Origin of the sequence: Devosia sp., from assembly GCF_048261455.1 — a bacterium.
Taxonomy (GTDB): domain Bacteria; phylum Pseudomonadota; class Alphaproteobacteria; order Rhizobiales; family Devosiaceae; genus Devosia_A.
Window position 1 is genome coordinate 81,521 of the sequence record NZ_JBLXGA010000006.1, and the last position, 13,560, is coordinate 95,080.

11 protein-coding genes are annotated in these 13,560 nt (G+C 67.1%); 7 read left to right on the top strand and 4 right to left on the bottom strand.

Annotation, left to right across the window (positions count from 1 at the left end; translation table 11 throughout):
- Nucleotides 1-145 precede the first annotated feature (145 nt).
- The 5 genes from ACN0TK_RS08580 to ACN0TK_RS08600 are packed head-to-tail and all read left to right on the top strand — an operon-like array spanning nt 146 to nt 4,892.
- Complete coding sequence (locus ACN0TK_RS08580) at nt 146-1,297, top strand: extracellular solute-binding protein (protein WP_417309060.1); 1,152 nt, start codon at nt 146-148, stop codon at nt 1,295-1,297.
- Nucleotides 1,297-2,169 (top strand): ABC transporter permease, encoded by an 873-nt coding sequence (locus tag ACN0TK_RS08585; RefSeq protein ID WP_417309061.1) that lies wholly within the window; start codon nt 1,297-1,299, stop codon nt 2,167-2,169. Before ACN0TK_RS08580 ends, ACN0TK_RS08585 begins: the two co-directional genes overlap by 1 nt.
- The gene (locus tag ACN0TK_RS08590; protein WP_417309062.1) at nt 2,169-2,987 is read left to right on the top strand and encodes an ABC transporter permease; all 819 of its coding nucleotides are present in this window, start codon (nt 2,169-2,171) and stop codon (nt 2,985-2,987) included. Before ACN0TK_RS08585 ends, ACN0TK_RS08590 begins: the two co-directional genes overlap by 1 nt.
- Nucleotides 2,988-2,997: 10 nt before the next feature.
- Nucleotides 2,998-4,044 carry an ABC transporter ATP-binding protein gene (locus ACN0TK_RS08595; RefSeq protein WP_417309063.1) on the top strand — a complete coding sequence of 349 codons (1,047 nt, stop codon included), beginning with the start codon at nt 2,998-3,000 and terminating at the stop codon, nt 4,042-4,044.
- Between the two features lie 5 nt (nt 4,045-4,049).
- A complete protein-coding gene (locus ACN0TK_RS08600) occupies nt 4,050-4,892 on the top strand; it encodes a glycerophosphodiester phosphodiesterase (protein ID WP_417309064.1) in 843 nt (280 codons plus the stop codon).
- A gap of 24 nt (nt 4,893-4,916) precedes the next feature.
- On the opposite strand, the gene ACN0TK_RS08605 is transcribed toward ACN0TK_RS08600, so the two are convergent.
- Complete coding sequence (locus ACN0TK_RS08605; protein ID WP_417309065.1) at nt 4,917-5,732, bottom strand: inositol monophosphatase family protein; 816 nt, start codon at nt 5,730-5,732, stop codon at nt 4,917-4,919.
- Nucleotides 5,733-5,947: 215 nt separating this feature from the next.
- On the opposite strand from ACN0TK_RS08605, the gene ACN0TK_RS08610 reads away from it, so the two are divergent.
- Together ACN0TK_RS08610 and ACN0TK_RS08615 are read left to right on the top strand one after the other, a co-directional pair.
- A complete protein-coding gene (locus ACN0TK_RS08610) occupies nt 5,948-7,072 on the top strand; it encodes a metallophosphoesterase family protein (protein WP_417309066.1) in 1,125 nt (374 codons plus the stop codon).
- Complete coding sequence (locus ACN0TK_RS08615) at nt 7,069-9,702, top strand: AAA family ATPase (RefSeq protein ID WP_417309067.1); 2,634 nt, start codon at nt 7,069-7,071, stop codon at nt 9,700-9,702. The genes ACN0TK_RS08610 and ACN0TK_RS08615 overlap by 4 nt, the downstream gene beginning before the upstream one ends.
- Before the next feature lie 51 nt (nt 9,703-9,753).
- On the opposite strand, the gene ACN0TK_RS08620 is transcribed toward ACN0TK_RS08615, so the two are convergent.
- The 3 genes from ACN0TK_RS08620 to ACN0TK_RS08630 are packed head-to-tail and all read right to left on the bottom strand — an operon-like array spanning nt 9,754 to nt 12,732.
- Complete coding sequence (locus tag ACN0TK_RS08620) at nt 9,754-10,434, bottom strand: ABC transporter ATP-binding protein (RefSeq protein WP_417309068.1); 681 nt, start codon at nt 10,432-10,434, stop codon at nt 9,754-9,756.
- Nucleotides 10,431-11,636: an ABC transporter permease gene (locus ACN0TK_RS08625; protein ID WP_417309069.1), complete on the bottom strand. Its 1,206-nt coding sequence runs from the start codon at nt 11,634-11,636 to the stop codon at nt 10,431-10,433. Before ACN0TK_RS08625 ends, ACN0TK_RS08620 begins: the two co-directional genes overlap by 4 nt.
- 4 nt (nt 11,637-11,640) lie before the next feature.
- Nucleotides 11,641-12,732: an efflux RND transporter periplasmic adaptor subunit gene (locus ACN0TK_RS08630; RefSeq protein WP_417309070.1), complete on the bottom strand. Its 1,092-nt coding sequence runs from the start codon at nt 12,730-12,732 to the stop codon at nt 11,641-11,643.
- Nucleotides 12,733-13,560: the final 828 nt, after the last annotated feature.

Here is a 13,560-nt window from a genome sequence, read left to right on the forward strand (position 1 = left end):
TGACCCGCCGCTCCCGGCCCGGTCGCGGTGAAGCTGTGCCGATCCCGCCTTCGCCAGTCCCGCATTCTAAAGGATGCGTCCCCGACACGATCGGCTGACAACCCATGGCCGTCGCCCCTCCGCCCGGCCACACAGGGAGACAGACATGAAACGTCGCGCTTTCGTCATTTCCGCTGCCGGCGCCGCCGCCGGCATGGTGCTGCTGCCACGCCTCGCCTTCGCCGAGGAAGGCCGGATCGACTGGTACACCTCGTCCGACACCAACATTCTCGATTTCTGGGCCAATGTGGTCGCCCCCAAGTTCGAGGCTGCCAATCCGGGCGTGAAGCTCAACCTCGTCGATGCCGGTGACAATTCGGGTCAGCTGTCGATCGCCGACCGCGCCCTCGCCGCCATGCAGACCGGCACCGATCCGCAGGCCGACTACTTCGAAAACCTCGATCCGCGCCTGCCCGCCGGTGCCATCGAAGCCGGCCTTTACGTCAACATGCAGGAAGCCGGGCTCGAGAACTGGTCCAAGGTCAACCCGCTGGCCATCGACACCGACTACGCGCTGCCCTATCGCGGCAGCCAGGTGCTGCTCGCCTACGATACCACCAAGCTCGATCCCGCCGATGCGCCCAAGACCTGGGACGCGCTAGTCGCCTGGATCAAGGCCAACCCCGGGCAGTTCATCTACAATCGTCCGGACAAGGGCGGTTCGGGCGGCAATTTCGTGCGCCGCGCCATCCTCGAAGTGAACGGTCGCAATCCGTCCGCCTTCACCGTCGACAACTTCACCCCCGAGGCGGCCGAAGCGGCGCTCGCCCCGGCCTGGGAGCTGCTCAACGACCTCGCCCCGTCGCTGTTCGATGGCGGCGCCTATACCGGCGGCAACACCCCGTCGATCCAGCTGCTCAACCAGTCCGCCGTCACCATGATCCCGGCCTGGTCCGATCAGACCCTGTCGGCCATCTCGCAGGGCGCGCTGCCCGAGACCACGGGCCTCGTCCAGCTCAGCGATCTCGGCTTCCCGGGCGGCTTCTCGCGCTCCGTCGTTCTCGAAAACGGCACCAACCGCGACATGGCGCTCAAGCTGGCCGACTTCCTGCTCTCCGAGGAAATCCAGTCCGCCGTCCTCACCGAGCTCGGCGGCTTCCCCGGCGTCTCCTGGGACTATGTCTCGGCCGATCTGCGCGAGAAGTACAAGGACGTTATCCCCGCCTCCATCCCCACCTTCCCGGGTGGCGAATGGGAAGTCGCGATCAACGACGGCTGGTATCGCAACGTTGCGCCGAACGTGGACCGCAACAGCTGATGCCATCGACGACCAGCGACACGGCCGGTCATCCGGCGGGCAGGGGGCTTTTCGGCCTCCTGCTCGTCGCCATCCCGGTGCTTCTTGCCGGGTGGATGGTGATCTGGCCTATTCTTTCGGCGCTCGTCCGCACTGTCTGGGTGCCCGATGCCGACGGTATCCCCGGCCTCAGCTTCGACAGCTACGCCTTCTTTTTCACCGACGGCTACAGCCTCGCCAATCTGTGGGTCACGCTGTGGACCACGGCGCTCTGCGGCGCCCTGCTGCTCGTCATCTGCCTGCCCATCGCGCTCTATCTGCGCTTTTCCACCAATCGGCTCGCCGCCTATGTGCAGGGCCTCGCCATCTTCCCGATGTTCGTGCCCTCGATCATTCTCAGCTACGCCTTCATCCGCGTTCTGGGCCCCAATGGAACGGTCGATCTGCTGCTCAACGCCGTAGGCCTGCCGCGCATCCGTTCGCCCTATCTGACGCCCTGGGGGCCGGTGATCGGCCTCGTATGGGACAATATCCCGCTCACCGTGCTGATTCTCGTCTCCGGCCTCGGCAATGTCTCGAACGCCGCCGTCGAGGCCGCGCGTGACGTCGGTGCCGGCGCGCTGCATGTGCTGTGGCACATCGTGCTGCCCCGCATTTCCAATTCCATCCTCGTCGCCGTGTCCTTTTCCGTGCTCGGCATCTTCTCCGCCTTCACGCTGCCCTATGTTCTCGGCCCCGCCGCACCGGAAATGATGGGCCCGTTCATGCAGCGCACCTTCCGCGACAACAACGATCCGCAGATGGCCATCACCCAGGCCGTCATCACCTTCGCCTTCTGCATTGTGTTCGGATTGTTCTACGTGCGCTCCGTCGCGAAAAACCGGACACCCTGATGGCCGCCCTCACCACCCGCCGCATCGACTGGACCGGCATCGCCTTTGCGGCCGTGCTGACCATCGTCATCCTCGGCCCGCTGCTCGTTGTCGGCACCTGGGCCTTCTCCAACGTCTGGCGCTTTCCCGCCGTCATTCCGCAGGAATTCGGCCTGCGCTACTGGTTCGCCACCCTGTCGCGCGCCGATGTGTGGTCCAGCCTCACCATGAGCCTCAGCCTTGCGACCGTCGTGACCCTGCTCTCGGCGCTCGTCTGCCTGCCTGCCGCCTATGCCTTCGCCCGGCTCGATTTCCCGGGGCGCGACGTGCTGTTCTTTTCCTTCCTCGTCGGCCACGCCTTCCCGAAGTTCGGCCTCCTGGTCGCCATCGCGGCCATCTTTTTGCAGCTCAACCTTATCGGCACCTTCTGGGGCGTCGTCCTCATCCAGCTGGTGGGCACCCTGCTGTTCATGATCTGGATTCCCGTCGCCGCCTTTCAAAGCGTCGACCGGCGCATGGAAGAGGCGGCGCGCGACGTCGGCGCCAGCCCGCTGCGGGTCTTCTGGTCCATCACCCTGCCGCAGGCCGGCCCCACCATCGCAGCGGCCATCCTGCTCAGTTTCGTCGGCACCTTCTATGAAACCGAAGGCGCCTGGCTCATCGGCGCACCCCAGGTGCGCACCCTGCCTGTGCTGATGATATCCTTCATCAACAATCAGCCGGTCATCCAGTACGGTGCGGTCCTATCCGTCCTGCTCTGGGTGCCGTCCTTCATCGCGCTGCTGTTCGCCCGTAGGGTGATCAACTCGGGCGCCTTCGCCCGCGGTTTCGGCGGCTGAGAGAGTACTAATGTCTGTTCTGGATATCGCGTCCGTTTCGAAACGCTTCTCGCCCACGGTCATGGCGGTGGATGATTTCACCCTCACCGTCGGCGATGGCGAACTCGTCTGTCTGCTCGGCCCCTCGGGCTCCGGCAAATCCACGCTGCTGCGCATGATCGGCGGCTTCGAAACCCCCACCGGCGGCAGCATCCGTATCGATGGCGAAGAGGTCACCCGCCTGTCGCCCGACAAGCGGCCCACCGGCATGGTGTTTCAAAGCCACGCGCTGTGGACCCATATGAATGTGTTCAACAACGTCGCCTTCGGCCTCAAGCTGCGCCGCCTGCCAGCCGCCGAAATCCGCGAGCGGGTCGAGGCCGTGCTGGCGCTGGTCGGCCTCGCCGGCTACGGCAATCGCGGCACCGGCCAGCTCTCGGGCGGCCAGCAGCAGCGCGTCGCGCTTGCCCGCTCGCTGGTGCTCGAACCAAAAATCCTGCTGCTCGACGAACCCTTCGCCAGCCTCGATCAGCACCTGCGCGAGCGGCTGCGCGAAGAGGTCCGCGACATCCAGCAGCGGCTCGGCATCACCACGCTCTTCGTCACCCACGGACAGGATGAGGCGCTGGCGCTCGCCGATCGCATCGTCGTCATGCGCAATGGCCGCACCGAACAGGCAGCCCCGCCAGATCAGGTCTATCGCGAGCCCGCCACGCCCTTCGTCGCCGGGTTCATCGGCTCGATGAACCTCGTCGAAGGTCAGATCGCCAGCGGCGAGTTCGCCCATTCGGCCTTCCGCGTGTCCGTGCCGGTGGCCGATGGCCCGGCCGTTCTCGCCGTCCGCCCCGAAGCCCTGCACATCGCCCCGGCAAGCGGCGAGGGCATGGCCCGCATTCGCCGCATCACCGATTTCGGCACCCACGCCATCGTCGATATCGACCTGCCCGATGCAACACGGCTCAAGGCCATGGTGCCCGACGCAAGGCACTGGCAGCCCGATAGCGCGGTCGATCTCAAGCCGCGCGCCTTCGCCGTCTATCGCGACAATGCCGCCATCCATCGCAGCACGCCCGAGTGACCTTCATGACCACCGACACCGCGCCCGTGGCGATCACCCGCGACGGTCACCGCACCGCTCTCAAATGGCATCGCGGCCGCCGCACCGGCACCGATCCGGTCTTCACCGGGCGCCGCATTCTCGAGGGCATGCGGGCTGGCGCCAGCGTCGAGGTCGACCTGGTGATCCACGCCGATAACGGCATGGCGGTGCTGCACAATCTCTCGCTGGAGCGCGAGACCACCGGCACCGGCCGTGTCCGCGACACGTCTGCCGCCACGCTGCGCCAGCTGCAGCTGCGCGACAATGCCGGCCGGCCGATCGCCGATCGGGTCTTGCTGCTCGAGGATCTCGCGGCGCTGATCGCTCGCGACGGGGCCCATCCCGATGCGCTGCTGCAGCTCGATTTCAAGGAAGACGCCGCCGCGCTGACGCCCGAGGTCATCGCCGGTTTTGCCGAGGCGCTTGCCCCGGTGGCCCGCCACTTCATCCTCTCCTCGGGCGATGCCGAGGCGGTCCGCCTGCTGGCAGCTCCGGTCCCCGGGCTGCGCATCGGCTACGATCCCTGCCACAAGGGGGCCATCGACACCCTGCGCGCCACCGGCGACTACGCAGCCTTCCTCGCCTCGGCTGTCGCCGATTCACCCGATGCGGAACTGGTCTATCTGGCCTACGAGCTGGTGCTTGCCGCCGAGGAGGCCGGCTTCGATCTCGTCGCCGCCTTCCACGCCCATGGGCGCCGCATCGACGCCTATACGATCCGCGCCTCCGATCCCGCCTCGCTCGGCATCGTCGAACGCCTGCTGGCGCTGCGGGTCGACCAGATCACCACGGACGATCCCGAGGGCCTGCTCGCCGCCCTCGGGTGAGGTCTGCCGCTCGTGCGGGCTGGGTCAGGCCGGGTCCTTCATCGGCACGTCGCGCAGCTTTTCCATCAGATAGGCATGCGTGGCCGGGTTGGCGACGATCAGCGTGCCGGTCCGCTCATAGACCTCCGGGCCACGGCCCCACCAGTCGGTGACCACGCCCCCGGCCTCTTCGACCATCAGAATGCCCGCCGCCGTGTCGATAAACCCGGTCTCTTCATAATAGCCGGTCAGCCGTCCCATCGCGACATAGGCGCACGAATTGGCCGCGCTGCCGACAATCCGCACCGCACCGATCGGCGCGCGGATCGCGTCGAGCCGCGCATAGGCGCCGGGGTAAAGCGACAGGTTCGGCGTCGGCAGTCCGGTGCCCACGCACATCAGCCCGATATCGGTCTGCTGGCTCACGGTCATCCGCTCACCATTCAGATAGGCGCCATCGCCCTTGAGCGCGGTGAACATCTCGTCCGCCGCCGGATTGTACAGCACCCCACACACCGTCTCGCGCCCGCGCCGCAGCGCGATCGAGATCGTGTAATGCATGCCGTTGATGAAATTGGTCGTGCCGTCGATCGGGTCGACCAGCCAGCGGTGCTCCGCGTCGGTGCCGTCAACCGGTGGAAATTCCTCACCGGTCAGGCTCCAGCCCGGATAGCGCGACAACAGCCGGTCGCGGATCAGGAGCTCCGATTCTTTGTCTGCATCCGACACGAAATCCGCCGGTCCCTTGATGCCGATCTCGAGCTCGCGGAAGCGCGCGAAATGCCGCTGCGTCAGCGCCCCGGCTTCACGTGCTGTTGCCACCATCTCGTCCAGAATGCGCGCATAGGAATCCAAAATCATGCCCCCGGGGTCCAAGTCCCGCGCGCTCTACGACGCTTGCATGACGCCCCGACGACAGCGGGCCGCCCGGCGCAGGAAAATCGGGCGGAGGGACGTGCTCGGCGCCTCAAGCGCCAGTGCCCTCGGATACGGCGCCCACACCTATCCCCGGCCTTCGTCCGGCAAGGCCCTGAGCCCGGTTGCTTTTGCCGCCGGCATGGGGCTTGGGTAGTGCGATGTTTCGTTTCGTCCATAGCTCCGATCTGCATCTGGGCAAGCGCTTCGGCAATCTGCCCGAGGATCTGCGCGGCCGCTTGCGCGAGGCCCGGCACACGGCCATCTCGCGGCTGGCAAGCGCGGCCCGCACCCATGGCGCGACCCATGTTCTCCTCGCCGGCGACACCTTCGATACCGAAACCCCCAGCCCGGCGATCCTGCGCCAGGCGCTGACCGAAATGGGCCTTCACGCCCCGCTCACCTTCGTGCTGCTGCCGGGCAATCACGACAGTCTCCTCGCCGATCAGCTGTGGGATGCCGCCCACACGGCAGCGCCGCAAAATGTCATCATCGCCGGCACGGCAGAACCCATGTCCCTGGCGTCCCATGTCACGCTGTTGCCTGCGCCCTGTACCGCCCGCCGCCCCGGCCGCGATCTCACCCAGTGGATGATGGACGCGCCGACACCCGATGGCACCCTGCGGCTCGGGCTTGCCCATGGCGCCATCCAGCAGTTTTCCGAGGATGCAGCGGCTTCCGATGTCATCGCCCCCGATCGCGCCAGCCGCGCCGGGCTGGACTATCTGGCACTGGGCGACTGGCACGGGCAGATCGCCGTCAATCCGCGCACCTATTATAGCGGCACGCCCGAGCCCGACCGCTTCAAGCACGAGCGGCCCGGCAGCGCGCTGTTGGTCGAGATCGCCGCCCCGGGCGCCCCGCCTGAGGTCACCACGGTCGAAACCGCCAGCTTTACCTGGCGCGATCTGCCGCTCGAACTCCTCGCCGGCGAAACCGGTGCCGACACCCTCGAGCCGCTGCTGCCGCCGGTTCCGGCGCGCCGCCAGACGCTGTTGCGCATCACCGCCACCGGCCGCACCCGCCTCGCCGATCGCAGCGCGCTCATGGCCGCCATCGCTGCGCTGGAGCCCGATTTCGCCCATCTCGAAACCGATCTCACGGGCCTCGCGACCGATTGCGACGCCACCGATCTCGACCATATCGATCATGCCGGGGCGCTGCGCACGGCCGCCGAGGCCCTGCTCGCCGAAAGCGAGGATCCCGCCCTGTCGGCCGAAGCCCGCGACATCGCCCGCGCCGCGCTGGTCCGGCTCTTCAGCTATTGCGAGGCCATCGCTCCATGAAGCTGACGGCCCTGCGCCTCCACAATGTCCGCCGCTTCGGCGGCCAGGGCGTCGCCATCGAAAACATCGGCGACGGCGTCAATGTGCTGACCGCCGCCAATGAACACGGCAAGTCGACCGCCTTCGAAGCGCTGCACGCGCTGTTCTTCCAGCCCCACACCGGCACCGCGAATGCCGTCAGGCAGCTGCGCCCCTATAGCGGTGGCAACCCGCTGATCGAGGCCGATATCGAAACCGCCGACGGGCGCTATCGCCTCACCAAGCAGTTCTTCGGCGGCAAGCGCGCCAGCGTGCGCGACCTGGTCAGCGGCCGTCTCATCGCCCAGGCCGACGAGGCCGAAAACTTCATCTCCGAACTGACCCGCGGGGGCAGCGCCGGACCGGCGGGCCTGCTCTGGGTGCGCCAGGGCCTCACCGGGATGGAGCGCCAGACCAACGCCGAGCTCGAAAGCGACAAGCGCGTTCGCGAAACCCTGCTCACCTCGGTCCAGGGCGAAGTCGAAGCGCTCACCGGCGGCCGCCGCATGACAGAAATCCTCGCCGCCTGCGAGGAGGAACTGGGCAAGCTCGTCACCGCCACTGGCCGTCCCAAGTCCGGCGGCCGCTATGCCGCAAAGCTCGAAGAGGCCGCGGCGCTCGAAACTGCCGAAGCCGAGCTCGCCGCCAAGGTCAGCTCCCTGCGCGAGGCGCTCGATCAGCGCCGCCAGGCCCGCAGCCGCCTCGCCGAAATCGACAAACCGGACGAACAGGCCGCCCGCCGCGCGGCCATCACCGCCGCCGAAACCGCCTTCGAAGCCGCCAGGCGCCACGCCGATGCGCTGAAGAGCGCCGAAGCCGAAGCGGCGCTCGCCCGCAACCATCGCGACAGTGCCGCCAAAGCTCTCGACGATTTCAAGGCTGCAGAGCAGCGCGACGCGGCACTGCAGACCGAACTCACCGGCCTGCAGTCACGCCGCGATGCCGCGCTCGCCCGGCGCACCGAAGCCACCACCGCCGCCGATGCCGCCCGCGCCGCCATCGCAGCCGCCGAAGCTGAGGAGCGCGAACAGCGCGACCTGCTCACCCGGCTCGACGCCGCCCTGCGCGCCCGCGATGCCAGCGAGCGGCTCACCGCGCTCAAGGCGCAACTGGCGACCGCCGAAACCGCCCGCGCCGATGTCGAGGCGCATGATGCGGCGCTCGCTGCGCTCAGCATCTCCGACAAGGCCATCGCCACGCTGCAGGCGACCGAGGCCAACCTTCAGCGCCTCCGCGCCACGCAGCAAGCCAGCCTCCCCACGCTGCGCGTCGATTACGCCCCCGGCACCACGGGAACGGTCAGTCTCGGCGACACGCTGCTCGAAGACGGCCGCGAGCTCGGCTTTACCGATACCGCGACCCTCGAGATCGCCGGTGTCGGCCGCATCACCCTGCGCTCCAACCGTCCGCCCGAGGCCGGCGCGGAAATCGCTGCCGCCGAGGCGCAGCTGCGCGACCAGTTCGCCGCTCTCGGCGTCGACAGCCTGGCCGCTGCCCTGCAACGCCGCACCGAGGCGCAAACCCGCACCGCCGCGCGCGATCTGGCGCGTCAGCGCCTCGCCGATCTTGCCCCCCGGGGCATTGCGGCGCTGCAGGCCGAAATCGCCCGCCTCACCGAACAAAGCGCCGGCGCGCTCGAACTGAAGGGCGATCCAGTTGCCGCGCGGGCCGCGCTCGAAGCGGCCACGGACCGGGTCGCCACGACGCGTAACAGCGCCCGCGAGCTCGAGCCGCAGCTCGCCCAGGCCGGCGCCGCCCTCCTCGAAGCGGAAACCGCTTACGCCCGCATCGCCAGCGAAGCCGCCAGCCTCGACGCCCAGCTCGGCCCCAGCGCCGATCGTCCGGCGCGGCGCGCGCAGCTCGAAACCGAGCACGCCAATCGCGCCACGGCTTTCGCCGCTGCCGAAGCCCGCGCTGCCGAGCTGCGCCCGTTGGCCCACGATTTGGCCGCCGCCGACGCGACGCTCAAGCGCCTCCGCTCGGTCGATGCCGCGGCCGCGCAGGAGGCCGCGCAATTGCGCGAAACTCTCGCCGTTCTCAATGGCACGATCAATGCGCAGGCCGAGAGCGCCGTCGAGGAAGCCTGGCAAGAAACCCGCGAGACCCTCAGTACCGCGCGCGCCGCCGTCACCCGCTTCGAAACCGAAATCGCCGTCCTCACCCGCCTGCGCGCCGAACTGACGTCGGCCCGCTCCGCCGCCCGCGATCTCTATCTCAAGCCCGTCGTCACCGAGCTGCTGCCGCTGCTCAACCTGCTGTTCGACGATATCGCCATCACCTTCGACGAAACCACGCTCCTGCCGCACACCGTGCGCCGCAACGGGCTCGACGAGGAGGTCGACCGGCTGAGTGGCGGCATGCGCGAGCAGCTCTCGATTCTCACCCGCCTCGCCTTCGCCAGCCTGCTCGCCCGCGACGGCCGGCCCGCCCCGGTGATTCTCGATGACGCGCTGGTCTATTCCGACGACGACCGCATTGAGCGCATGTTCAACGCGCTTCACCAGCGCGCCCGCGACCAGCAGATCCTCGTCTTCTCCTGCCGCCAGCGCGCCTTCGCCCAGCTCGGCGGCAACGTCCTGCGCCTGCAGCCCTGGACCCCACCCGACGCCTGACGCGTAGGGCGGTCCACCAGACACAAAGGTCTGCGTTTGCGCGCTCTGCCCTCAGGCGCTGGTCACCTTGCCATCGCGCACCAGAACGCGGCGCCGGCAATAGTCGGCAATCGTCTCGTCATGGGTAGAGATGAGGAAGGTCGTCTGCTCTTCCCGATTGATCTCTTCAATCAACTCCATCACCTGGCCGGCCGCTTCTCGGTCGAGATTGCCGGTGGGCTCATCGGCCAGCACCAGTTCCGGCTTGTTCATCAGCGCCCTGGCAATGGCGACACGCTGCTTCTGTCCACCCGAGAGCTTTGGCGCAAGGAACGATATGCGTTCTTTAAGACCGACGCGGACCAGCAATTCCTCCGCCCGCTCGCGGGCGGCTGCCGTCTCGCGCCCGGCTTGCACGGCGGTGGGGAACATGACGTTCTCGAGTGCCGTGAAGTCGGGCAGCAGATGGTGGAACTGGAAGACGAAGCCGATGTGCCGATTGCGGAAATCGGTGAGCTCGGCGTCGCTCGCCTGTGTTAGGTCGCGATCGAGCATGCTGTGCTGGCCCGATGTCGGCTTCAGCAGCGTGCCCAGAATGGTCAGAAGCGTGCTCTTGCCCGAACCGGAGGGGCCGAGCAGCGCCGCGAGATCGCCGGTCTCCAGCTTGAGATCGAGCGAGCGGAGCACCTGCGTTGCCGCTTCGCCTTCGCCGAAGGTCTTGACCAGATCCTTGACTTCCAAAAGCACCGTCACTGGCCGATCACCGAAACGGGGTCGACGCGGGCCGCGGACCGGGCCGGCAGGATGGACGCCAGAATAGCGCCGACCGTGGTCAGAATGATCGCGAGGCCATAGGCACCCTGCCGCACATCGACCGGCAACCCGCCGGGGGGCGCCAGCTCGGGCACCGGGAAGGGCGACAGCGCCAGATAGCCGAGCCCCGCGCCGATCAACCCGCCGAGGAGGCCGATCGCCGTGCCCTGGGCAACGAAGACGCCGACGACGAACAGCCGGCTGGCGCCCATCGCCCGCATGATGCCGATTTCGGGACGCCGGCGATAGGTCGAGAGCAGCAATGCGCTCGCCACACCGATTACGATGGTGATGAGCGCGAAGCCCTTGATCAGATTGCCCGAACTGGCCTGGGCCCGCAGGCCGTCGAGCAATTGGGCATTTCCCGCGGTCCAGGGGGTCGCCTTGAGGCCGGTGTCTGCCGCGATTCGCTTGGCATAGCTGTCGGCCGCATTGAGATCGGCCAGCTTGATCTCGATGCGCGACACACCCTGCGGCAATTCGAACAGTGTGCGCGCCGTCGACAGGCTCACGAAAGCCGAACGGCTGTCGAGGGTATCGACGCCGATCTCGAAAATTCCGGTGACCACAAGGCTGCGTTCCACATCGCGATCCGACTCGAGTCGCACCACCTGTCCCACGCCGATCCCCAGGTCGTCAGCCAGGCCGCTGCCGATGATGACCCCGGAATTTGTCAGTTCGGTTGTGCCGGCAATCAGCGCCTTGGCGATATTGGCAATGGCCGAAACCTTGCCGTTTTCCACCCCCGTGATGCCGACTGGCGACCGCGCCTGACCACGGACGACAAAGCCGTTGCCGACGATCTGCTGCGAGGTGGCCGTTACGCCGGGCATAGCTGCGATGACGGGGAGAAAGGCATCGGCCGTTCGCAGCAGGTTGCGCTGGTTGCTGGCGTGTTGCTCGACCACCAGCACACCCGCACTGTCGGGCAGCAGCGACGTCGCATCGCGGCTCGGCGCTTCGACGGTGACATGCGCAATGTCGCCCACCGTGCGCTGCACCAGAAACTCCGCGAGACCGCCGATCAGCGCGCTCATGAAGATGAACACGAACACACCGACCGCCACGCCCGCCACCAGCAGGCCCGTCTGTGCCTTGCTGGCGGTGAGATAGCGGATGGCGATCTTGAGGCCGTACAGCATGGGTCTACGCCGCCTCGGCGGCCTGTCCGGGAACCACCGTGCTGGGGTCGAGAATCACGCTGTCGCCCACGGACAGTCCGGACGTCACCAGCACCCGCTCGGCCGGCCAGTCTTCGAAGACCACGGGTCGCGACACGACCGTCCCGTTTTCGATCACCAGCACATGGCTCTGCGCGCCCTCGGTCACGATGGCGCCGCGCGGCACCGAGATGGCCGACTCGGTTTCCGAGACGATGATATTGGCATTGACGGTTAGCCCGACCGGCAGATCGACCGGCGTGTCGAAGTCGATCTTCACTGCGCGGCCACCCGTCGCCGCATCGACCGTGGGAGCCGCAAAGCTCACCGTGCCCTCTCGCGCCACGCTTTCGCCGGCGGGCTTCAGCAGTGCCTTCAGTCCCTTGCGAATACGGGCAGAATAGATCTCGTCCACATCGGTCTCGACTACCAATTGATTGAGATCGGCAATGGTGAACAGCTGGCTCTGTGCATCCACCAACTGCCCGCGATCGACGGATCGTGTGAGCACCACCCCCGTCATCGGCGAAGTGATGGTGTAGAGCGCCAGCTGGCTTTTTGCTTCGTCGAGCGCCGCTTGCAGCTGTGCCACTTCGTTCCTGGCGGTGGTCAGTGCCCGCTCGGCGTCTTCACGCGCCACGCGGGTGGCATTGTCGCCCAGCGCCCGTGCCCGCTCCGCATTGGCCTCGGCCTGCTGTTGCTGCACCATGCCGGCGTCGAGCGCTGCCTGGGCCTGATCGACGAGCGCGATGGGCTGGCTGGAGTTGAGGCGCACCAGCAGATCGCCTGCTGCGACGGCATCGCCCTCGTCGGGTCCGACGTCGAGGGCCTGCGCCGCAACGAGCGAGCGGATGTTCACCGTCTGGCGCGCGGCCACCCGGCCATTGACCGCGAGGACCTGCGAAACGGGCCCGAGCGACACCACCTCCACAGCCACCGTTGCAGCACGCTCCTGCCACGGCTGGGCCACCAAGGCATAAACGACACCCAGCACCACGACGGCAAGCACCCCCCACATCCACCAGCGCTTCCGGCTGCGCGACGGGGCGACACTTTGGGGCTTTGAACTGTCTGGCATGGGACTTTGTGCAATAACTTGGTGGGTGACGGAATCTCCCTCGAGATTGCGCCTGAACCAAAAGACACCATGAACGCCTGCACCCGCAATGGCAGGCTGATCAATTCTCCTGCGCACCACGGCGCGACGTCCGCCGGCTTCGAACAACCGGCTGACTTGAGCATTGCCCCACCAGCGCGTGCACGCGCGTGAGGGGCATATGTGCACGGGATTCGCCGGCTTTTTGGGCCAGCGGACTACAAGAAACCCCGACCTCGCAGAGGTCGGGATTGATTGGTCGGAGTAGGGCGTGTCGAACACCAGACCCCTTGTTCCCGAAGTAGCCCCTTCACATCAACCCCCCCGAAACCGGGCGTTCTGAGACCGCAAAGTCGTGAAGGACACCACATCCTGCCCAAAAACCTGTCCATAATCCGTCGGTGGAAAGCTGCCTAACGGACGAAGGCGTCTCTGCCGCTTTTCGGAGCTGGAGCCTCGCGAAACGGCTCGCGCACCGGGCTAGAATATCGGGCCGATGAAAATCGCCTGGCCGTCAATTTCCGAAAAACCGAATCTCGGACCTGTTCATTCGTAATGATATAACATACTAGCGAGGGTGGCGGCCGGAGGGTCGCGTATCGATCACCGAGACGGCCCACATGTCACGACCCCACTGCACGCCCCCGGAGAGTGGCACGCCTTGCCATGCTGCCACCTGTGGGTATGCCGCGTGACGCTGGGTAGTCACACACCTGCGTCGCTGAGGGCGGGTGCGGCGAATCACCCGCTCCAACGCGCCGCGCTTCGCCGGCGCCGGAGCGCCCGTATCCTTGGACTGGTCGCGCTGCT

Coding starts and splice junctions, on each gene's coding strand:
- ACN0TK_RS08625 (WP_417309069.1), bottom strand. CDS start 11,636: ATGCTGTACGGCCTCAAGATCGCCATCCGCTATCTCACCGCCAGCAAG.
- ACN0TK_RS08595 (WP_417309063.1), top strand. CDS start 2,998: ATGTCTGTTCTGGATATCGCGTCCGTTTCGAAACGCTTCTCGCCCACG.
- ACN0TK_RS08600 (WP_417309064.1), top strand. CDS start 4,050: ATGACCACCGACACCGCGCCCGTGGCGATCACCCGCGACGGTCACCGC.
- ACN0TK_RS08580 (WP_417309060.1), top strand. CDS start 146: ATGAAACGTCGCGCTTTCGTCATTTCCGCTGCCGGCGCCGCCGCCGGC.
- ACN0TK_RS08605 (WP_417309065.1), bottom strand. CDS start 5,732: ATGATTTTGGATTCCTATGCGCGCATTCTGGACGAGATGGTGGCAACA.
- ACN0TK_RS08585 (WP_417309061.1), top strand. CDS start 1,297: ATGCCATCGACGACCAGCGACACGGCCGGTCATCCGGCGGGCAGGGGG.
- ACN0TK_RS08630 (WP_417309070.1), bottom strand. CDS start 12,732: ATGCCAGACAGTTCAAAGCCCCAAAGTGTCGCCCCGTCGCGCAGCCGG.
- ACN0TK_RS08615 (WP_417309067.1), top strand. CDS start 7,069: ATGAAGCTGACGGCCCTGCGCCTCCACAATGTCCGCCGCTTCGGCGGC.
- ACN0TK_RS08610 (WP_417309066.1), top strand. CDS start 5,948: ATGTTTCGTTTCGTCCATAGCTCCGATCTGCATCTGGGCAAGCGCTTC.
- ACN0TK_RS08590 (WP_417309062.1), top strand. CDS start 2,169: ATGGCCGCCCTCACCACCCGCCGCATCGACTGGACCGGCATCGCCTTT.